Consider the following 19992-nt stretch of genomic DNA (forward strand, 5'->3'; position numbering starts at 1 on the left):
CCGCCCGGAGCTGACCGCGGCCGGGGAGCAGACGGCGGCCAAAGCGGCGAAGGAGGCGACCCCCCATGCGCCGTAGCCGAAGGGCGCCCTGGGAGGCGCGGACGCGGACGGCGGAGCAGCCGCCCCGGGTGATCATCGTGGGCGCGGGCGTCGGCGGGCTGTCCGCCGGGTGCTACGGCCAGATGAGCGGGATGGAGACCCGGGTCTTCGAGAAGCATGTGCTGCCCGGCGGCTGCTGCACGGCCTGGGGCCGGGACGGCTATGTCTTCGACTACTGCATCGAGTGGCTGATCGGCACCGCCCCCGGCAACGACGCCCACCAGGTGTGGCGCGAACTGGGCGCGCTGGACGGCAAGACGATCCGCAACTTCGACATCTTCAACACGGTGGTCGACGCCGACGGCCGCTCGGTGGCGTTCTACAACGACCCCGACCGGCTGGAGGCCCATCTGCTGGGCCTGTCCCCCGGCGACGCCCGACTGATCCGGACGTTCTGCCGGGATCTGCGCGGCTTCGGCGACCTGGATCTGTTCTCGTTCCTGAAACCGGCCCCGCTGATGACGCTGCGGGAGAAGGCGCGGGCGGCCCGCAAGATCCTGCCCAAGCTGAATCTGCTGCGGCGCACCGCGGGCACCTCGATGGAGGCGTTCGCGGCCCGCTTCGAGGATCCGCTGCTGCGGCGGGCGCTGCCGTACATCTTCTTCCAGGACCACGAGGTCTTCCCGCTGATGCCGTACCTGTTCAACATGGCGGGCGCGCACCGGTCCAACACGGGCTTCCCGCAGGGGGGTTCGCTGGGGCTCGCCCGGTCCATCGAGGAGCGCTACACCTCGCTGGGCGGCCGGATCGACTACCGGTCCAGGGTGGAGCGGATCCTCGTGGAGGACGGGCGCGCGGTGGGGGTGGAGCTGCGCGGCGGTGAACGGCACTACGCCGACCATGTGGTGGCGGCCTGCGACGGCGCCACCACCCTGGACCGGCTGCTGGACGGCCGGTACTCCAGCTCCCGGGTGCGGCGGCTGTTCGACACGCTGCCGGACACCCCGGAGTCGGTGTACCCGGGGGTGGTGTCGGTGTTCGTCGGCTTCGACGGGGACGTCCCGGCGGACGCCCCGCACAGCGCGACCTATCTGCTCTCCGACGCCGACAGCGCCCGGCTGCCGGGGGTGCTCCAGAACAGTCTGGTGGTGCAGTTGCGCTCCCGGTTCTCCGACGGCCTCGCGCCGCCCGGGAAATCGGTGATCCATTGCACGTACTTCAGTGACTACACCTCCTGGAAAACCCTGCGGAGCACCGATCGCCGGGCCTATCGGGCGCGCAAGGAGACGGTCGGGGAATTCGTCCGGGAATTCCTGGAGCGCCGGTATCCGGGTATCGCGGCGCGGATCGAGGTGACCGATGTGGCCACCCCGGTCACCACCGAGCGCTACACCGGGAATCTGGGCGGTTCCATTCTCGGCTGGAAGTCCTTCACGGACGCCGAGGACCTGGTGCAGGGGCTGATCGACAAGGACCGGCTGCGGCTGCCGGGGCTGGCCGGGCTGTCGCTGGCCGGGCAGTGGTTCACCGGCGGCGGGCTGGTGCGGGTCGCGGCCGGCGGGCGGTTCGTCGCCCAGTACCTGTGCGACGAGTGGGGACTGCCGTTCCGGGCGTGGGAGAGCACGGGCGGCGAGGCATGGCACACGGGGAAGCTGGGCCGGCTGCCCCAGCTCGACCAGAGCATGAGGTGACGGCGGGAGTGGGCGTGACCAGGAACGACGTACGCGCGACAGCACCGGACGGGTCACCCCGCCGGACGATGATCATCATCGGGGCGGGGCTGGGCGGACTGTCCACCGGCTGCTACGCGCAGATGAACGGCTATGAGTCCCGGATCTTCGAGATGCACGAGATCCCCGGCGGCTGCTGCACGGCCTGGGACCGGGGCGATTTCACCTTCGACTGCTGTATCAGCTGGCTGCTGGGCAGCGGGCCAGGCAACGAGATGCATCAGATCTGGCTGGAGCTGGGCGCCCTCCAGGGCAAGGAGATCCGCCATTTCGACGTCTTCAACGTGGTGCGGGGCCGGGACGGACGCAGCGTCTATTTCTACTCCGACCCGGACCGGCTGGAGGCCCATCTGCGAGAGATCTCCCCGGCGGACGGCCGCCGCATCCGGGGCTTCTGCAACGGCCTCAGAAAATTCCGCGCCTGCCTCGCCGCGTACCCGTTCCTGAAACCGGTCGGGCTGATGGGCCGGGCGGAACGCTGGCGGATGCTGGCGTCCTTCGTCCCCTACTTCAATGTCATCCGGAAATCGATCAGCGTCCTGATGACCGAGTACTCGGCGAAGTTCAAGGACCCGCTGCTGCGCGAGGCATTCAATTTCGTCCTGTACGAGAAGCATTCCGCGTTCCCGGTGCTGCCGTTCTACTTCCAGATGGCCTCGCACGCCAATCTGTCGGCCGGGGTGCCCGAGGGCGGCTCGCTGGGCCTGTCCACCTCCATCGAGGAGCGCTACCGGCGGCTCGGCGGGGAGGTCACCTACAACGCGAAGGTCGAGGAGATCCTCGTCGAGGACGACCGGGCGGTCGGGGTGCGGCTGAGCGACGGCCGGGAGTTCCGCGCGGACATCGTGGTCTCGGCGGCCGACGGCCACGCCACCACCATGCGCCTGCTGAAGGGCCGCTATCTGCCCGACGAGTACCGGCGCCTCTACAACGAGGTCATCGACCGGCCCGGCATGGTCTTCCCCGGCTATGTGGCCCTCTTCCTCGGGCTGCGCCGCCCCTTCCCCGAGGGCGACCCCTGCACCACCCATCTGCTCACCGAGGAGGAGGCGGCCCGGCTCACCGGCATCCGCCACCCCAGCGTCAACGTCCAGTTCCGCAGCGTCCACTACCCCGAGCTGTCCCCGGAGCGGACCACCGTCCTCTACGTCACCTACTTCTCCGACGTCGAGCCCTGGCGGGAGCTGAGCGACGGCCCCGAGCAGCGCACCCGCAGCCGGGGCGGCACCGAGCTGCACACCCTGCCGGTGCGCCGCGGCCGGGCCTACTACGAGGGCAAGCACCAGGTGCGGGACGCCCTGCTGGAGCTGCTGGAGCGGCGCTTCCCCGGCCTCAGGGACGCGGTCGCGGTCCGGGATGTGTCCACCCCGCTCACCCAGGTCCGCTACACCGGCAACTACGACGGGACCGTGCTCGGCTGGCAGCCGTTCGTGGAGAGCGGCGAGACCCTGGAGGAGCTGGTCAAGAAGTGGGGCCCCGCCCTGCCGGACCTGGCCAACTTCTACTTCTCCGGCGTATGGGCCACCACCGGCGGACTGATCCGCGCCGCCGCCGCGGGCCGGCACGTCATGCAGTTCGTCTGCCGCGACGACGGCAGGCCGTTCACCGCCGACATCGACACCTCGGCCCCCCCGCCGACCCATGTGGTGATCCCCGTCGCCCCGCGCGACGAACACCCGGTCCGGGCCGGGCAGGACGACGACCAGAACGACAAGGAGACCCCCGATGACCGAGCAGCAGTCGTGCCCCCTGCGCTACCCGTTCACCTCCGCTGAGTGTCTGGACCTCTCCCCGCGCTACCCCGAACTGCGGGCCGGTCCGCTGCCGCGCGTACGGCTGCCGTACGGCGAGGACGCCTGGCTGGTGACCCGGTACGCGGACGCCCGGTTCGTGCTGGCGGACGCCCGGTTCAGCCTGGCCGCCGGGGTGCACCGCGACCAGCCCCGGATGCGCCCGCTGTCCACCAGCGGGGTCGGTCTGATGTCCACCGACGCGCCCGAGCACACCCGGCTGCGCCAGGTGATCTCCCGGCACTTCAGCCCCCGCCGGATCAACCAGCTCACCGACCGCGTCCAGGAGATCGCCACCGAACTGGTGGACCGCATGGAGGAGAAGGGCCCGCCCGGCGACCTCGTCCAGGACTACGCCTTCCCCCTCTCCATCACCCTGATCTGCGATCTGCTGGGCGTCCCCGAGAGCGACCACCGCAAGATCCAGGAGTGGCTGGATCTGATGCTGGCGCACAGTGTGTCGCTGGAGTCGTTCGTCGCCGAGTCGGAGGCGTTCGTCGCCTTCCTCGGCGAACTGCTCGAACTGCGCCGCCGCGAGCCCGGCGAGGACCTCCTCAGCGCCCTGGTCCGGGCCCAGGACGAGGAGGAGCGCCTCACCTACGAGGAGATGTTCGAGCTGGCGGCCGAGCTGCTGACGGCCGGTTTCGTGACCACGTACAACCAGATCTCCAACTTCTCCTACCTGCTGCTGCGCCGCCCCGAGTGGATGTCCCGGCTGCGCGAGGACCCGGAGCGGCTCCCGGCCGCGCTGGAGGAGCTGCTGCGGTACGTGCCCATGCCCAACGGGCTCAACTTCTGCCGGTACGCCACGCAGGATGTGGAGCTGGGCGGGGTGCTGGTACGGGCCGGGGACGCGGTCCTGGTCGATATGAACGCGGCCAACCGGGACCCCGAGGTCTACCGGGACCCCGACGCGCTGGTCCTGGACCGCAAGCCCGAGGCACCGCACCTCAGTTTCGGCCACGGCGCCCACTTCTGCGTCGGCTCCCGGCTGGCCCGTCTGGAACTCCAGATCGCCGTCCGCACCCTGCTGGACCGGCTCCCGGGCCTGAAACCGGCGGTCCCGGAGGAGGAGCTGAAGTGGAAGGCGGAGGCGATGCTGAAGGGGTTGTACGCGTTGCCGGTGATGTGGTGACCGGGTGATTCCAGGGGGTGTGGGATCCCCGTGTCTCACCCTGTGGGATCCCGCCGCCCTCCCCCCAGCAGCACCGCGCACCCCGCCGCCGTCAGCAGCCCGCCCGCCAGGAACGCGGTGCGGACATCGGCGACGGTGAGGACGAGTCCGCCGAGCGCCGCCCCCGCCGCGATGCCCGCGTTGTAGGCGCCGGAGTTGGCGGCCAGGGCGAGATCGGTGCGGCCGGGGGCGCAGTGCAGCATGGCGTTCTGGGTGGTCATGAAGACGGGGCCGAGCGCGCCGCCCACAGGGACGAGGAACAGCACCGCGCCCGGCTGGTGCCCGCCGGTCGCGTACAGCCCGAGCATCCCGGCCGCCTGGACGGCCACGGCGCCGGTGAGGGCGGCCCCCGGACGGCGGTCGAGGAGGACGCCGGTCAGGGTCACCCCGGCCAGACAGGCCACCCCGAACACCACCAGCAGCGCGTTGACCGCACCCGGCGAGAACCGGCCGACCTCGCCGAGGAAGGCCACCAGATAGGTGAACCCGGCGAAGGCGCCGGTGGCGGACAGCGCGCCCGCGATCAGCACGACGGCGAACCGGCGCCGGTCGGGCCGCGGGGCGAAGGCGGCGGGCTCCTCGTCCGGGCGGGAGGTGGGCAGCAGCGCGGCGACGGTGACCAGCGAGGCCAGTCCGAGGAGAGCGAGCAGCGCGACCGGCACCGGCCAGCCGCCCGCCCGGCCCAGCCAGGTCCCGGCGGGCACGCCCAGCACCAGGGCCGGCGACCCGGCGACCGACAGCGCCCCGATCACCCGGCCCCGCACCCGCGCCGGGAACAGCCCCACCGAGACCGGCCCCATCACCGCCCAGAACAGCGCCTGCCCCAGCGCGGTCACCAGCCGCGCCGCGAGCAGCACCCCGTACGAGGGGGCGAACGCGGCGGCGAGGCTGGCGACGACCGGCGCGGCGAGCACCCCGGTCAGCACCTGGCGCCGGGGCACCGCCCGGACGGCGTGCGCGAGCGGCACCGAGGCGACGGCCACGGTGAGCCCGTACCCGGTGACCAGCAGCCCGACGGCCGCGACCGGCACCTCAAGGCTCCCGGCGATCAGCTCCAGCAGCCCGACGGGGAGGTTCTCGGCGGTGTTGAAGGTGAACGCGGCGAGCATCAGGGCGAGGAGGACGGCGATCCCGCGCCAGGAGGTCGCCGACCGCGTCCGGTGTTCCGTCGCCTGCCCCATCCCCCCACGAGACCGGGCGCCCCCACCCCACCGCAACCGATTTCCGCCCCTGCGCCCGCCCCCGGCGCGTCACCGCTCCTCCAGTTCCAGGGTGAGCCGGGCGGCCGTGGTGACCGTCGAGTCGAACACCTGGCAGGCCACGACGGCATGGGTGACCCCGATGGCGGCACGGACCAGATCGAGCCGGGCGGTACCGCCCTCCTCGCCCGGCAGGGTCAGCCGGGCCTCCATCCAACTGGTGGTGGCACTGACCTCGGTGGTGCGGGTGCGCTCCCCGCGCAGCAGCCGGACCTCGCCGTACGCGGCTGTCGTGCGCAGGGCGGGCAGGTCGGGGTCGGTGGTGGTGAGGGTGCCGTCCGGGGTGAGGGTCCAGCGCAGCCGCAGCAGCCGGTCGGCGGTGTCCCGGGCGGCCTGCGCGCGGGTCCCGGCGAGGGGCTGGACGGCGGTGGCGCGGAGGGGGCGGAAGGTGCGGGTGGTGCCCGGGGCGGCCTGGCCGGGGTCGGCGCCGGGTGGGGTGGGGAAGGCGGGGAGGCCCTCGGGGGGTTCGGGGGGCGCGGGGCGGGAGGGGGTGGGGCAGGGGGACGGGAGGGTTCCACCGCCCGCCGGGGCAGGGACGGAGGCGGAGGCGGAGGCGGTGGGTCCGGTGGCGGTCGTCGGCAGCGGGGGCGGGGTGGGGCGGACGGTCAGCAGCCCCAGGAGCAGGAGCAGCGCGGGCAGCAGCAGGGCGGTGGCGTACACCCGGGGCGGGAACGTACCGGTCGCCGTCGGCCCGCCCCGGCCCATGAGCCGGGACCAGCGCCCGGCGAAAAGCGGCCACAGTGCGATCAGTACGAGCATCCCCCACCAGGTGGGCCCGGTGACGAGGGTGTCGTGGAGGAGGGCCAGCGCGGTGCGGGTGGCCTCGGCGGGGGTCTCGCCGAGCAGCCGGTACCCGACGACCGCGCCGAGCAGATCCAGCAGGCTCTCGACCAGTACGGCGACGGGCCACAGCAGCATCAGCAGCACCTGGGCGCCGGTCCGCCGGGAGTGCGCGGTGAACCAGCGGCGCAGGCGCGGCGGTGGGTGGTAGAGATGGGCGGACCGGGAACGGGGCGGCTCGTCCAGGGCCTTGAGCGCGCGCAGCCAGATGTCCTCGCCGAGGGCGCGGACCGCGTACCGGTCGGCGGTCAGCTCCGCCGCCCACAGCGCGCCCACCAGGGTCAGCAGCAGTTGCGGTACGGCCAGCAGCATCAGCACGACCTGCGCGGTGAGCGGCCCCGCCGGAAGCGTCCCGGACGCCACCAGCAGCGCGGCGGGCAGCAGCCCGAACCCCGCGAACAGATACGGCCACGCCTTCACCAGCCCGATCAGCGGACTGCCCAGCCCGGCGACATGCTGCTCCCCATGGCCGAGGTGCCCCACCTCATGCAGCAGGATCGCCTCGGCCGCCGCCCGGTCCCGCACCCACAGCTCCACCAGCGGCCGGAACACCGCGACCCGGGAGGTGCGGGGCCCGCCCGGGTAGACGCGGGCGGGCATCCCACGCAGCAGGGAGATCCGCAGTTCGGCGCGGGGGGCGTGGGCGGCGAGGAAGGCGCGCATCTCGGTGAGGGGGTGGTGGGGGAGGTCGGCGGGGTGGGGGTGAGGGTGGGGGCTGAGGTCGGGGGCTGATGTGTGGCCGGGGTCGGGACTGGGGCGAGGGTTGAGGCCGGGACTGAGGCCGGGGCCGGTGCCGGGGCCCGGGCCGGGGCCGGTGCCGGGGCCGGGGCCGGGGTCCGTTGTGAGGTCGGCGACCCGCTCCGGCGCCAGCAGCCCGTACCGCCGCTCCACCCGCCGCGCCCGCGCGCCCGGCGCGAGAAGGGCGAGCGCCCCCGCCAGCAGCACCAGCGAGGGTGCCGCCAGGACGAGGCTCATGGCCAGGACCGTCAGCAGGCCGAAGGTCTCGGGGAAGTCCTCCTGGCGGTACCAGAGCACCCAGTCGACCATCCCCCAGGTCTGGAGCAAGGCCAGCCCCAGGGTCAGCCACAGCCAGGGCGGAGGCCCCCAGAGCCGCCCGGCACCCCCGGCGTTCACCCCCCGCCACCCCCGCCAGCACCGTCACCCCCACGACCTCCACCGCCCCCACGACCGCCGCCGCGCCACCACCGGAACCACCGGAACCACCGCGACCGGCGGCCACCCGCCGCCCCCCGCACGCTCCCCGCCGCCCCCTCCCGCGCGACCAGCGCGTCGAGGAAGGCGATGGCACCGGCGGGGTCCCCGGAGCCGAGCAGTTCACTGGTGAGCCCGGCGACGAGTTCATCGGCGACATCGGGGGCGACCCCGCGGGCGAGGAGCCGGTCCCGCATCCGCAGGGCGGCCCGCAGCACCTCGGGACTCGGCGGCTCCCCGGCGGCGCCCTCGCCGGGCGGCGGGTCCGGCCCGCCCCGCAGACTCAGCAGCAGCGCGGTGGTGGCGACGGTGTTGGCCAGCTCCGGGCTGGCGAGCACCGCGCGGAGCGCGTCGGCGGCGTGGGCGAGTGCGTCGAGGAGTTCCGGCGGCACCGGCGAGCCCGCCGCCGGTGCCGCCGGGGACGTACACCGTCGTACGGAAGAGGTCGCGGCGGGTGGTGCCGCCCTGGGCGTAGGCCCGGGTGAGCTGGGCGGCGAGCACGGCCTCGGCCGGTGCGGCCCACTGGGCGACCCGTACCCCCCAGACCCCAAGAACATCCTGCGGCCCCGTCCCCTCCATCCCCTCGATCCCCTCCGCCTCGCTCATGAGGCGGACCCGCTGAAGTCGAAGCCGAACTCGAACTGTCCGTCGCCGGTGGCGCCCTGGGCGGTGAGGGAGGCGCCATCGGTGTCGAGGTCGCCGCCGAGGGTGGTGCCCTCGGCGAGGGCGTGCGGATAGCCGATGGGCAACTGGCCGAGGTCGTCGCGGCAGGGGACGGTCTGGCTGGGCCAGTTGAGGAGGTTGAGCGCGATGGCCTGCTCCACGTGGTCGTCGATGAGCCGGCCGGTCACCTCACCGTCGTCCCACTCCAGTTGCCAGTAGGTGATCAGCAGGTCCGGGTCCCGTGGGTTACCGGCGAGATCCTGCCCCGACACGGCACTGACGGACGACGACCACAGGGACAGGGCCCCGGCTTCGTCGGGCTGCCCGACGGCCATCACCAGGGTGAACGGATTGTCCTCACTGGCACCCCCACCGGAACGCGGCGCCCCGAGACTGAGCGTGGCGTTCATGGAGTACGACTGCGAGTCCGCGAGCTGCCGGGATCCGTCGGCGGCGCAGTAGTCGTACACGTCGACGGACACCTCGGCGGTGCCGGAGTACTCGGCTCCCCACAGCCCTTCGGCGCCCTCGGGCTCGTCCGGGACGACCTCTTCCTCGACGGGCGGCTCGGTGGTCTCCGCCAGATCGCTCTCCGGACTCTCGAAGGCGGGTTCCGAGGCGGGGGGCGTCAAGAGTTCGGGGGTGGCGGACGGACTCACACTCGCCACGACGGACGGCGACCCGGCCCCGCTCCCCTCCTCACCCCCACCCCCCGAACACCCGCTCAGCACCACCGGCAGCAACACTCCGAGCCAGACTCCGAAGCCGACCGCTACCACACGCACTTGCTCAGAACGCGACCCCCCACGGGCCGCACACGGGAACTTCACCGTTCCCCCCTCCCCCACCCGGACACTCACGGCAAAAGACCCGGGGACAGAGGATGCTACGGCGCGCGCATCCGGCCAACTACGGCTGATTCAGGCTTCGTTACCGTTCCGTGCCGCCGGGCCCGATCACCGCCCGACCGCCCCCGCCCCCTCGCCGTCACTCCCCCACCTCCCCTACCTCCCCTACCTCCCCTACCTCCCGCACGAACCGCCCCACCAGTTCCGCGACCACCTCGGGCGCCTCGACCTGCGGGGCGTGCCCGCTGCCGGGGATCAGCTGGACCTCCCCGCGCCACAGCGTCGGCATGGTCAGCCCGCGCAGATACTCCAGACTGACGAACTGCTCGCCCTCCCCCTGAAGCACCGCGAGCGGCCGGTCGAGCCCGCCGACGATCCCGACCTCATCGGTGAACCGCCCGCCGACGAGACTGGCGAAGAGACTGGTGCGGGCGGTGCCGTCGGTGGCGAGGATGTCGGCGACGAGATCACCGACCGGGAGGGTGGAACCCGGGACGAGAAAGCCACGCGCGTACGCCTCCGCGCCCTCGGCGTCGACCTCGTCGACGAACCCGATCTTCAGGGCGGGGCTGGGCAGAAAGGCCCGCCCGAAGTCGGCGGCACCGCTGACCGGCGGCGCACCGAACACCAGCAACCCGGCGGCCCCGGCCAGCTCCGCCGCCGCCTCCAGCACGATGTGCCCACCGAGGCTCCAGCCCACCAGCACGGCGTCCTCGGCCCCGCTCAGCCGGGCGAACCCGGCGAGCACGGCGGCGTACCCCGGCAACGAGTAGTCGTCCGCCCGCTCGGCCGGCGCCGACCGCCCATGCCCCGGCAGATCGATCGCCAGACACCGGAACCGCGCCCCGAACTCCCCGCCCAGCAGGGGCGCCCAGACCCCGGACGACGACGAGTTCCCGTGCACGAACAGCACGGCGGGCCCGGTCCCCTCCGACTCGACGTACGCGATGTCCCGCCCGTGGACGCTCAACTGCTGCTGCCTCACAGCGTGTTCCCCTCTTCGGACACAGACGAATACGGATCGGATCTCATGGGCGACGGGCCACGGAATGCCGGGCCCTGCCCCCTTGGTCAACGCACCGAGCCATGGGCCGCTTCCGGGCCGATGCCGGGCACGCGGGATCGCGAGCGCCTTCGGTGGACCCGTGTGCTGACACTGTGTCGGCACTAGAGTTGAAGGCCGGGCCGCATCGTGGGAGGGCGGAGGATGGACGCGGAGATCACCCTCTTGGCGGGGACCGCCGGGACGACGATCGTGACGCTGCTGGCGTCCGACACATGGAACGCCGCGCGGAACGGGATGCTCGCGCTGTGGCGACGCGTCCGGCCGGGCGACGAGGAGCACGTGGCCGCGCAACTCGAAGTGTCGCGCCGGGAACTCGTGGACGCGCGGGCCGACGGTGACGAGGCGAGCGAGCGGGAGATCGCGGAGGAGTGGCGGGGCCGCATCCGGCGTCTCCTCGTCGCCCACCCCGAGCTGGCGGCGGATCTGCGCTCCCTGCTGACCGAACTCGCCGCCGAGGCTCCCGCCACCGTGACCGTCACCCAACGCGCAACCGCCTCCGGCAGCTCACGGGTCTACCAGGCCGGCCGCGACCTGAACGTCGAACAGCGGTGACCGGCCGCAACGACGGCCGGGCCACTGATCAGGGGCGCGTCTACCAGGCTTCCGGTGATCAGCACATCATCGAGCACCACCATCACGACGCCGCCTGGACCGGCCCCGACTCCGTACGGCGTCCGCCCATCGGCCGGGCACCGGCGATCCTCCGGGATCGCAGTGAACTCATCGGGCGCCTGAAGGAGACGGTGACCGAGGGCGCCGGAAACACCGTGTTCGTCCTGCACGGTCTGGGCGGATGCGGCAAGACGGCCGTGGCGTGCGCCCTCTTCGACCACGCCACCCGGGAGAGCGGACGCCTGGGTCTGTGGGTCAACGCCTCCGATCAGGCGTCCCTGCGGGCCGGGATGCTCGCGGTGGCCGCCGACCGCGGCGCCAGGGACGGTGAGTTGATGGCCGCGCGCAACGGCCTGCGCGCGGCCGCGGACCTGGTCTGGGACCATCTCGACCGGTCCGACCTGCCCTGGCTGCTGGTGCTGGACAACGCCGACGATCCAGCGGTGCTGCGGGACGGCGGATGGCTGCGCACCAGCCCGCGCGGAACCGTCCTCGTGACGACACGGCAGGCCGCCGGTCACTGGTGGCCCGCCGCCGAGCTGCTGCACGTGGGTGTCCTGCCTCGTGAGGACGCGGCCCAGGTCCTGTCCGATCTGGCCCCCGGAACGGGGTCCGCCGAGGATGCGGCCGCCATTGCCGACCGCCTCGGCCGCCTGCCGCTCGCCCTGACCCTGGCCGGCGGGTTCCTGGCCCACCAGGTGATCGACCCCTGGACGATGGAGGAGTACGGGCGTCGTCTACAGGAACGTCCGGATCCCATCGAACTGCTCGACCAGGGCGCCACCGTCGCGGGCAACGACTCACGTCACCTGGTCAGCGGAACGTGGCAGCTCTCGCTGAACTCCCTGATCGGACAGGATCTGCCCGAGGCCGTCACCCTGCTGCGCCTGCTGGCCTGCTGGTCGAGCGATCCGCTGCCCCTGTCCCTGCTCGCCGACGCCCGCCTCGACCTGCCCCTGCCCGCCGATCGGATGGAGCTGGCCCTCCGGGGACTGCTCAACCACTCGCTCACCGAACTCGTCCCCGGCGACATCCGCTGCCTGCGCACGCACGGGGTGCTGCTCGACAGCGTCGCGCGCGCCACCCCGGCCGACGAACGCGACCGACTCGCTGCCGCATCGGCCGGACTTCTGCTGCGCTGCCTCCCCGCCTCACCGGACCGCGGCTTGCGGGACAGCCGGCTCACCGTTCTCGCCCCCCATGTCCTGGCGCTGCTTCGCCGCGTGGTCACCTGGCCCGAGGTCACGGTCGGCACCGCCGAGTCCGCGGCCACCTGTGCCCTGCTTCTGGTGACGGCCCAGCATCGTTCCGGCGACTACGCCTCTGCGCTGGCCGCGGCCGAACAGGCGACGGACCTCGTGCGACGGCGACTGGGTGACGATCACATCCTGGTCCTGCGTCTGCGGCAGCGGATCGGGAAGGCAACCGATCGTCTGGGACGCCTTGAGGCGGCAGCAGAGCTCCACCGGGGACTGCTCGACGACCTCGAACGGGTCTGCGGTTCCGCGGCAGCGGACACCCTGACCACCTGCCTCCACCTGTCCCGCCCGCTGACCTGGCTCGACCGGCCGGCGGAAGCGGTGCGGTTGATGCACCGGGCGGCGGCCGGGCGGGCCGCGCTGCTGGGCCCGTGGCACCCGCTGACGCTGGAGGCGAGAGCTTGTCTGCTCGAACTGCCTCCCGGGCCCGACCTGGACCGCGAGGCGCCGGCAGGACCGGACGTGGTCACTGACTGCCGCCGTGAGCTGGGCACCGACCACCCGATCACACTGTCCGCCGAGCTCAACTGCGCAGGAGCGCTGTTCAACACCGGACAGCACTCCGAAGCGCTGCCGTTGGCCCGCCGTGCCCTGGCGGCACACGAAGACCGCTTCGGAGCGGACTACCCCATCACGCTGGCGGCGCGGAGCCTGCTCGGCAGCGTCCTGCACGCGGTCGGCGAGTACCGGGAAGCAGTCGAACAGGCGGAGGCCGTCAAGGAATGGCGCGAGCGGGTCCTCGGTGAGGAGCACCCGTGGACGACGGTGATCCGGGACAAGCTCGCGCGATACCGGCGTTCCCTGGCGTCGGCAACACCACCCGGCCCGACCTGACACGCGCTGGTTCGGGGCCCGTTCAGGACTCGGAGTCCGGCACCGCGACGGACTCCGTGATCCACACCGGTCCGTCCCCGCACATCACCTTGATTCCGTCCGTCGGCTGCAACGAGGTGCGCAGAACCTCCAGCCGACGGCCTGCCACCATGGCAACCGGGCCGGATCTTCCCGAACTGCCGAACCTGAGGGCACGCACCTGGTTGTGGATCACTTCCCTGGTGGCGCTCCAGTCGATCCGCGAGAACTCGGGTTCCATCCATCCCGCGTACGTGGCCGCTCCCTCGTCCTGCGGTGTACCGGGGGCACCGGCTTCAGCCTGTGCGAGTGCGAGAGGGAGAAGCCGCTCGATGTATCGATCGACCTCTTCCCACAACAGCCCTGCGACGACATCGTCTCCCAAAGCGATCCCCGACTCCTGAGCCAGAATCCCACCGGAGTCGAATGCACTCTCCATCCAGTGGATGCTGACACCGATTTCCTTGTCGCCGTTCCTGATCGCCCAATTGACCGGAAGGGGACCTCGGTATTTCGGCAGCATCGACGTGTGCACATTGATCGCACCCAGACTCGTCGCCCGCATTACCTCCGACGGCAACTTCCAGGGGAAGCCGTAGCAGACGATGAGATCGGCCCGATACCCTTCGACGATGTGGGGCAGCATGCTTTTCCGGCCCGGAATCAGCAGATCCGTCCCGTCCGGCAGCGCATCAACGATCCGGCCCACGACATCGCCCGCACCCTGGCGCGTCGGCCCACCCGGCCGCAGGGATCGCGCATGCAGATAGGCGACGGACACATGCCCGGCCCGTTCACACACATCGCGCAGAAGCTCGAATCCCTGCGCGGAGTAGGAAATCAGAATGGTGCGCATATATCGCCTTCGTCTCGCGACCGGCATTTCGACCGGTGCCTCTGTCCGACCTCGGTACCATCCGCCGAAGTGCCGTCGCAGCCGCTCAGACTCGCTCGTCGGTCACGGTCGGCGGAGGCAACCGGGCGACATGGCGGCTGAAGAACTCGTCCAACGGCTCACCGGACCGGTGCATCTCCTGGATCGCCTGACGGCACCGGGAGATGTCATGCGGATCGCCGAAGCGGATGCCACCGGCGAGTTTCCCCTCCCCGTCATAGACGACCTCGTACATCACGGCGGAACCGAGGACGACGATCTCGGAGAGGGCGCGCTCTGCTTCGTACCGGCGGATTGCGTCTCTGCTGAGGACTCTTGTGTCCTCCCCGTACCGGGCTTTCAGATGCAGCAGGTGGAGTTCCCACTGGAGGTACGGGGAAATGGGCTCCTCCACGCAACGGACGCGGTGCAGGGTGAACCCGTGTCCGGCGATGCGCAGGAAGTATTCCTCGTAGTGGTCCCGCTGTCCCTCGATCAACGCCAGGGACTCGTCCCAGCGCCCCTGACGGAACGCTTCCCAGCTCTCCACCCCGGGCTCCCGGAAGCTCTGCTGTCTTTCGAGCTTCCAGAACCCCTCCGGGCCGGAACGCCAGAAATGGCGGTCGAAGTCCTCAAGGTAGTCGTCCAGCCCAAGACGCCGACCGGGGCCGACGGCCCGCGGACTACGCATCGGGAATGTCCGCCTTCGCCGCGGCGGCCGTCCTGCGGGGAATTACCACGATCCGCTCATCACTGGCGACGGCGAGCCCGGGGGGGAAGGCGAGTCAGATAGGAATCGGTGAGATCACGCCCCACGACGGCGATGTCACCATTCTCCAGTTCCCAGATGTCCGGGCACCCGGCCTCGCCGCCCGTGGTCCCCAGCTCGGCGGGCGACTTGCCCAGTCGGCGCACCAGCGGTGAAGAGGGATCGGCTTCCCAGCCTCGTGTCATGGCAGACCTCCGTTCAGTCCGTCCGAAGGTAACCGAGATCACACTTGACGCAGGATCAGAAAGCGATTTCCGGCCAGGTGAAGGAGGACGCCACCGTTGCCGGCACAGGGGGATTGCTCAGGGAGAGACGCGGCCTCTGGACAGCGAACCAAAGGGCGGCAGACGAGCCGAGCTATACGCCGGGTTCTGTCCCCCGGTACCTCGCGGTCGCCGGGGGGACGGCCATCCATCTAGGGCCGGTGTTGCCACCGGCCTCGTGCGGTCTACCCGCGGACTCGGGCGGGCAGCCCTCGAACGTCCGCGCAGTCGCGCCTTTTCCATTCCTGGGAAAGAGCGCTCCCTTTTGACCTTGCTCCAGGTGGGGTTTACCTAGCTGCCCAGGTCACCCTGGGCACTGGTGGTCTCTTACACCACCGTTTCACCCTTACCCGGTGCCGAAGCGCCGGGCGGTCTGTTTTCTGTGGCACTGTCCCGCGGGTCACCCCGGGTGGCCGTTAGCCACCACCCTGCCCTGTGGAGCCCGGACGTTCCTCGGGGAGATCCACCAGGACCTCCACGCGGCCGTCCGCCCGGCTCGTCTGCCGTGTGGACCATGGTAGCCGCCCGCGCGGGCGGGTCGGGCCCGCGGCTGTGGCCAGGACCGATCCCGCCAGGATCAGGGTGAAGGCCAGCAGGACGGTGGTGGTGAGTTCCTCGTCCAGGAAGAGGGCGCCCGCCGCCACCGCGACCGCCGGGTTGACGTAGGTGATCACCGTGGCGCGGGTCGGGCCCGCCTCCTTGATCAGTTCCAGGAAGGCGACGAAGGCGATCGCCGTGCAGATGACGCCCAGGGCGGCCAGGGAGACGAGGACCTCGGTGGAGGGGAGGTTCTCGGGGCGGGTCAGGGTGGCCGCGGGGGCGTAGACGACGGCGGCCAGGGCCAGGCAGGGGGCCGTCAGGTGGAGGGAGGGGACGTCGCGGAGGTGGCGGGCCGCTATCAGGGGGGCCGTGGCGTAGCCGAGGACCGTGAGGAACACCTCGGCGAGGGAGCGGGCGTCGCCGCCCGTCAGATGCGGGGCGGTGAGGACGCCCACGCCCGCCAGGCCCAGGGCCAGGCCCGTCACCCGGCGCGGGCCGAGCCGTTCCTCGGCGCCGAAGAAGCGGGCGAGGAGGACGCCGACGATGGGCACCCCCGCGATCAGCAGACCCGCCGTGGAGCTGGAGAGATGGCGTTCCGCGTCCGTCAGGGTCCACCAGGGGCCGATGACCTCGATGCACGCGAAGGCCAGCATCGGTTTCCAGTGACGGCGGACCGTCGCCCCCATTCCGCCCTGCCGGAGCGCGAACGGGAGCAGCAGCGCCGCGCCCAGCGCGCAGCGGACGAAGACGACGAAGGAGGGGGACAGGTCCGCTTCCACCGCCACCTTGATCAGGAGGTACGGGATGCCCCAGATCACTCCCATGAGGGCGAAGAGCAGCCATGCGCGTGCAGTCATGGAGGGAGTGTCAGGGGGCGGATCGAACGGTGTCTTGAACGCTGTTGCGGTACGCCGCCGGGGTCACCCCGAGCACCCGCCGGAACCAGCGCGTCAGATGCGCCTGGTCCGCGAAGCCGACCAGCCCGGCCACCTCCGCCGGGCGCAGCCCGCGCTCCAGCAGCACCCGCGCCCGGCCCACCCGGTACTGGGCCAGCCACGCGTACGGGGGCAGTCCCATCGCCGTGCGGAAGGCCCGGAGGAGTTGGTAGCGGGACATGTCCAGGTCCGCCGCCAGGGCGGCCAGAGAGGGCGGCGAGAGGAGGTCGTCAGCGAGGCGGTCTCGGACGGCGGCGGCCACCGCGGCGGCGCCGGGGATCCGGGGCGGCTGGGGGCGCGCGGTGGAGTGGCGGTGGGTGAGGGCCGTCAGCAGCCAGGGCAGGCGTGACTCGGTCTCCAGCGGGTCGGGGCAGGTGGCGAGGTCGGTGTGGGCCAGGCGCAGCGCGCGGGAGAGTTCGGGGTCGTCGTCCAGGACCGCGCAGCCGAAGTCGGGGAGGGCGGCCTCGCCGAGCACGCCCTCGGTGAGCAGGGCGGGGGGTGCGTAGAGGGCCCGGTAGGCGTATCCGGCGCAGTCGTCCGCCGGGCGGCCGGTGTGGGTCTCGCCGGGGGCCAGCACGACGATCGAGCCGGGGCCGGAGACGACCCGGCCGCCGCGGTAGTCGATGATCTCCCGCCCGCCGACGGTCACGCCGATCGTGTACTCCTCGTGGGTGTGCGGGGCGTACACATGGCGGTCGAAGGACGCCGTCAGCAGATGCAGCGCCGGTCCTCCGTGGCCGAGTCTCGCTCTGGCCCAGCGTGCCTGTTCCATCCGCGGTCCCCCATGTCCGTCTCCGTCTCCGTGCTTTTCTCCCTTCATCTTCCTGCCGCTCCCGGGGCCGCCGCCCGCGAGCCCGAGCCGCCCCGCCGGTCGGGCTCGTCCTCCTGCCGTCCCCGGGTCCGCCCCTGTCCCCCGGCTCCGTCCGCTTGACCTTGCCGTGGCGTCAACGTCTGTACTGGGGTCATGCGGATCGGAGAACTCGCCGCGGCCGTCGGGGTCACCACCCGGACCGTCCGGCACTACCACCACCTCGGCCTGCTGCCCGAGCCCGAGCGGCTGGCGAACGGCTACCGGAGCTACTCCCTGCGCCATGCCGTCGTGCTGGCCCGGATCAGACGGCTGACCGAGCTGGGGCTCGGGCTCGCCGAGGTGCGGGACGTGCTCGCGGACGACGCCGGGCGGGACCTGGCCGAGGTGCTGGAGGAACTGGACGCCGACCTCGCCCGGCAGGAGGCGGCGCTGCGGGAGCGGCGGGCCCGGCTGCGCGCGCTGCTGGAGAACGGGGAGCTGTCCGCCGACGGGCCGGTCTCCCCGGAGCTGGCCGAGCTGTTCGCCGGGATGGCGCAGGTGCCCGACTCCCCCATGGCCGCCCGGGACCGGGAGATCTTCACGCTGCTGGAGAGCACGGCCGGGCCCGAGGACCGGCGGCGGATCCATGCCGCGCTGACCACCGCGTTCGCCCGGCCGGAGGCGGTCGCCCGGGTCACCCGCGCCTACGCCCTGCTCGACGCGCTCGCCGACGCCGGTCCGGACGATCCCCGGATCGAGGAGGCCGCCCGCGCCCTCGCCGACTGTCTGCCGCCGGGGCTGATCCCGGACGCGGGGCTGCCGTCCGAGTCGGAGCACGGCTTTCTGCGGGCCTTCTTCTCGGACTTCCCGCCCGGCCAGGCGGCGGCGATCCGGCTGGCCATGCGCTATGCGGTGGAGGGGGCATGAGGGGAGGGGCGCGGATGCTGCTGCGGGGCGCGGTGTCGGTCGGTGGGCGGCTGGTCCGGCACGAGGCGCGGCTGCTGGGCTGTCTGGTGCTGTGGATCGCGCGGCGGCGGCAGGGCGGGGCGCTCGGGGAGCTGTTCCCGTCGGCGCGGGGGTTCGGGCCGGTGATGTTCGGCTTCGGGTTCGTGTGCGTGGTCGAGACGATCGTGATGTCCGTGCTGCTCACACCGTGGCCGGTGATGCATCTGGTGGTGCTGGTGCTGGATGTCTACACGGTGTTCTTCGTGGTCGGGCTGTATGCCGCGGCGGTGGTCCGGCCGCATGTGCTGGAGCCCGACGCCGTGCGGATCCGGTACGCCGGCCATGTCGATCTGCGGATTCCGCTGGAGCGGATCGCCGGGGTGCGGCGCGAGCTGCTGCTGACCCACACCAAGGCGGAGGGCGAGCTGAATGTCGAGGTCGCCGGGCAGACGTCCGTCACGCTGGAGCTGAACGGGCCGGTCGCCCACACCGCCCTTCTCGGCCGGACCCGGCCGGTGCGGACCGTCCGGGTCAACGCCGACGACCCCGCCGGATTCGTACGGGCACTGAACGAGGCCGTGGCGCGGGCGTGAGGGGGGTGGCGGGCCCCGGTGGTGCGGCCCCGGTCGTGGGCCGCCGTACGCTGACGCGGGGCTCCGTCGCGGGCGGGGCCGGAACGGAACGGAACGAAGGAGACATCACCGTGCTCGTCCTGCTGCCGCCGTCCGAGGGCAAGGCCGCCTCCTCCGGCCGTGGTGCCCCGCTCAAGCCCCAGGCGCTCTCGTTGCCGGGGCTCGCGTCCGCCCGGGAGGCCGTGCTGTCGGAGCTGGTGGAGCTGTGCGCGGGCGACGAGGACAAGGCCGCCGAGGTGCTCGGGCTGAGCGCGGGGCTGCGCGATGAGATCGCCAAGAACACCGAGCTGCGCACGGCGGGCACCCGTCCGGCCGGGGACATCTACACGGGTGTGCTGTACGACGCCCTGGACCTGGCCTCGCTGGAGACCGCGGCCAAGCGGCGCGCGGCGCGTTCGCTACTGGTGTTCTCGGGGCTGTGGGGCGCGGTCCGGGTCACCGACCGGATCCCGTCCTACCGCTGCTCGATGGGGGTCCGGCTGCCGGGGCTCGGGGCGCTGGCCGGGCACTGGCGGGTACCGATGGCCGAGGTGCTGCCGGAGGTCGCCGGGGACGGGCTGGTGCTGGATCTGCGGTCGGCCGCGTACGCGGCGGCGTGGAAGCCGGGGGGCGCGGTCGCGGGCCGTACGGCGACGGTACGGGTGCTGCACGCGCCGACCCGGAAGGTCGTCAGCCACTTCAACAAGGCGACCAAGGGGCGGATCGTACGGAGTCTGCTGGTGGCCGGGGTGGCGCCGCGGCGGCCGGCGGAGCTGGTGGAGGCGTTGCGGGATCTGGGGTATGTGGTGGAGGCACAGGCTCCGGGGACGGGGACGGGGACGGGGACGGGGGCGGGGGCGGGGGGCCAGGGGTGGGCGGTGGATGTGCTGGTGAACGAGGTGCATTGATGGGTATGCCGCC

General features: G+C 72.3%; 16 protein-coding genes, 1 other RNA gene and 2 pseudogenes. 8 read left to right on the top strand and 11 right to left on the bottom strand.

Translation table 11 applies throughout. The annotated features are described in order from the left end of the window. Nucleotides 1–65: 65 nt before the first annotated feature. From ABZX40_RS24490 to ABZX40_RS24500, 3 genes are all read left to right on the top strand, one after another. A complete protein-coding gene (locus ABZX40_RS24490) occupies nucleotides 66–1730 on the top strand; it encodes an NAD(P)/FAD-dependent oxidoreductase (RefSeq protein ID WP_355732107.1) in 1665 nt (554 codons plus the stop codon). Between the two features lie 68 nt (nucleotides 1731–1798). After that, on the top strand, nucleotides 1799–3544 hold the full coding sequence (locus ABZX40_RS24495) for an NAD(P)/FAD-dependent oxidoreductase (protein WP_355732144.1): 1746 nt from the start codon (nucleotides 1799–1801) through the stop codon (nucleotides 3542–3544). Continuing rightward, on the top strand, nucleotides 3495–4694 hold the full coding sequence (locus ABZX40_RS24500; protein WP_355732105.1) for a cytochrome P450: 1200 nt from the start codon (nucleotides 3495–3497) through the stop codon (nucleotides 4692–4694). Before ABZX40_RS24495 ends, ABZX40_RS24500 begins: the two co-directional genes overlap by 50 nt. A gap of 35 nt (nucleotides 4695–4729) precedes the next feature. Here ABZX40_RS24500 and ABZX40_RS24505 read toward each other — a convergent pair whose 3' ends face one another. From ABZX40_RS24505 to ABZX40_RS24525, 5 genes are all read right to left on the bottom strand, one after another. Continuing rightward, nucleotides 4730–5914, bottom strand: coding sequence for an MFS transporter (locus ABZX40_RS24505; RefSeq protein WP_355732103.1), 1185 nt, complete (start codon nucleotides 5912–5914; stop codon nucleotides 4730–4732). Nucleotides 5915–5983: 69 nt separating this feature from the next. Next, nucleotides 5984–7966: a M48 family metalloprotease gene (locus tag ABZX40_RS24510; RefSeq protein ID WP_355732101.1), complete on the bottom strand. Its 1983-nt coding sequence runs from the start codon at nucleotides 7964–7966 to the stop codon at nucleotides 5984–5986. Then, nucleotides 7963–8436 carry a hypothetical protein gene (locus tag ABZX40_RS24515; protein ID WP_355732099.1) on the bottom strand — a complete coding sequence of 158 codons (474 nt, stop codon included), beginning with the start codon at nucleotides 8434–8436 and terminating at the stop codon, nucleotides 7963–7965. The genes ABZX40_RS24510 and ABZX40_RS24515 overlap by 4 nt, the downstream gene beginning before the upstream one ends. Before the next feature lie 210 nt (nucleotides 8437–8646). Beyond that, a complete protein-coding gene (locus tag ABZX40_RS24520) occupies nucleotides 8647–9339 on the bottom strand; it encodes a hypothetical protein (RefSeq protein ID WP_355732097.1) in 693 nt (230 codons plus the stop codon). A gap of 355 nt (nucleotides 9340–9694) precedes the next feature. Beyond that, nucleotides 9695–10540, bottom strand: coding sequence for an alpha/beta hydrolase (locus ABZX40_RS24525; RefSeq protein ID WP_355732096.1), 846 nt, complete (start codon nucleotides 10538–10540; stop codon nucleotides 9695–9697). A gap of 222 nt (nucleotides 10541–10762) precedes the next feature. Here ABZX40_RS24525 and ABZX40_RS24530 point away from each other — a divergent pair, with 222 nt between their 5' ends. Both ABZX40_RS24530 and ABZX40_RS24535 read left to right on the top strand, forming a co-directional pair. Further along, a complete protein-coding gene (locus ABZX40_RS24530) occupies nucleotides 10763–11173 on the top strand; it encodes a hypothetical protein (RefSeq protein WP_355732094.1) in 411 nt (136 codons plus the stop codon). Continuing rightward, complete coding sequence (locus ABZX40_RS24535) at nucleotides 11170–13326, top strand: tetratricopeptide repeat protein (protein ID WP_355732093.1); 2157 nt, start codon at nucleotides 11170–11172, stop codon at nucleotides 13324–13326. The genes ABZX40_RS24530 and ABZX40_RS24535 overlap by 4 nt, the downstream gene beginning before the upstream one ends. Before the next feature lie 22 nt (nucleotides 13327–13348). Here the strand turns inward: ABZX40_RS24535 and ABZX40_RS24540 are convergent, their stop codons facing one another. The 6 genes and pseudogenes from ABZX40_RS24540 to ABZX40_RS24565 form a co-directional block, all read right to left on the bottom strand. Continuing rightward, nucleotides 13349–14200, bottom strand: a complete 852-nt coding sequence (locus ABZX40_RS24540; RefSeq protein WP_355732092.1) for a formyltransferase family protein — start codon at nucleotides 14198–14200, stop codon at nucleotides 13349–13351. An 85-nt stretch (nucleotides 14201–14285) separates the two neighbouring features. Next, on the bottom strand, nucleotides 14286–14909 hold the full coding sequence (locus ABZX40_RS24545; RefSeq protein ID WP_355732090.1) for a DUF6879 family protein: 624 nt from the start codon (nucleotides 14907–14909) through the stop codon (nucleotides 14286–14288). Then, a pseudogene (locus tag ABZX40_RS24550) lies at nucleotides 14902–15172 on the bottom strand (hypothetical protein). The gene ABZX40_RS24545 and the pseudogene ABZX40_RS24550 overlap by 8 nt, the downstream one beginning before the upstream one ends. 159 nt (nucleotides 15173–15331) lie before the next feature. Continuing rightward, nucleotides 15332–15749: RNase P RNA component class A (gene rnpB, locus ABZX40_RS24555), an RNA gene on the bottom strand. Nucleotides 15750–15816: 67 nt separating this feature from the next. After that, a pseudogene (locus tag ABZX40_RS24560) lies at nucleotides 15817–16647 on the bottom strand (EamA family transporter); the annotation flags it as partial. A gap of 10 nt (nucleotides 16648–16657) precedes the next feature. Continuing rightward, nucleotides 16658–17497, bottom strand: a complete 840-nt coding sequence (locus ABZX40_RS24565) for an AraC family transcriptional regulator (RefSeq protein WP_355732088.1) — start codon at nucleotides 17495–17497, stop codon at nucleotides 16658–16660. A gap of 192 nt (nucleotides 17498–17689) precedes the next feature. Between ABZX40_RS24565 and ABZX40_RS24570 the strand changes: the two genes are divergently transcribed. The 3 genes from ABZX40_RS24570 to yaaA all read left to right on the top strand — a co-directional run bounded on the left by ABZX40_RS24570 (nucleotide 17690) and on the right by yaaA (nucleotide 19979). After that, a complete protein-coding gene (locus ABZX40_RS24570; protein WP_355732086.1) occupies nucleotides 17690–18442 on the top strand; it encodes a MerR family transcriptional regulator in 753 nt (250 codons plus the stop codon). Next, complete coding sequence (locus ABZX40_RS24575; RefSeq protein ID WP_355732084.1) at nucleotides 18439–19053, top strand: hypothetical protein; 615 nt, start codon at nucleotides 18439–18441, stop codon at nucleotides 19051–19053. Before ABZX40_RS24570 ends, ABZX40_RS24575 begins: the two co-directional genes overlap by 4 nt. A gap of 110 nt (nucleotides 19054–19163) precedes the next feature. Continuing rightward, nucleotides 19164–19979, top strand: a complete 816-nt coding sequence (gene yaaA / locus ABZX40_RS24580) for a peroxide stress protein YaaA (RefSeq protein ID WP_355732082.1) — start codon at nucleotides 19164–19166, stop codon at nucleotides 19977–19979. Nucleotides 19980–19992 lie beyond the last annotated feature (13 nt).

Source organism: Streptomyces sp. NPDC004610, assembly GCF_040609715.1.
GTDB lineage: Bacteria > Actinomycetota > Actinomycetes > Streptomycetales > Streptomycetaceae > Streptomyces.

What these genes read in the sequence shown, in the direction of transcription:
- ABZX40_RS24570 (WP_355732086.1), top strand. Translation starts at nt 17,690, where the DNA reads ATGCGGATCGGAGAACTCGCCGCGGCCGTCGGGGTCACCACCCGGACC.
- ABZX40_RS24575 (WP_355732084.1), top strand. Translation starts at nt 18,439, where the DNA reads ATGAGGGGAGGGGCGCGGATGCTGCTGCGGGGCGCGGTGTCGGTCGGT.
- ABZX40_RS24500 (WP_355732105.1), top strand. Translation starts at nt 3,495, where the DNA reads ATGACCGAGCAGCAGTCGTGCCCCCTGCGCTACCCGTTCACCTCCGCT.
- ABZX40_RS24490 (WP_355732107.1), top strand. Translation starts at nt 66, where the DNA reads ATGCGCCGTAGCCGAAGGGCGCCCTGGGAGGCGCGGACGCGGACGGCG.
- ABZX40_RS24530 (WP_355732094.1), top strand. Translation starts at nt 10,763, where the DNA reads ATGGACGCGGAGATCACCCTCTTGGCGGGGACCGCCGGGACGACGATC.
- ABZX40_RS24565 (WP_355732088.1), bottom strand. Translation starts at nt 17,497, where the DNA reads ATGGAACAGGCACGCTGGGCCAGAGCGAGACTCGGCCACGGAGGACCG.
- ABZX40_RS24545 (WP_355732090.1), bottom strand. Translation starts at nt 14,909, where the DNA reads ATGCGTAGTCCGCGGGCCGTCGGCCCCGGTCGGCGTCTTGGGCTGGAC.
- ABZX40_RS24540 (WP_355732092.1), bottom strand. Translation starts at nt 14,200, where the DNA reads ATGCGCACCATTCTGATTTCCTACTCCGCGCAGGGATTCGAGCTTCTG.
- ABZX40_RS24495 (WP_355732144.1), top strand. Translation starts at nt 1,799, where the DNA reads ATGATCATCATCGGGGCGGGGCTGGGCGGACTGTCCACCGGCTGCTAC.
- ABZX40_RS24505 (WP_355732103.1), bottom strand. Translation starts at nt 5,914, where the DNA reads ATGGGGCAGGCGACGGAACACCGGACGCGGTCGGCGACCTCCTGGCGC.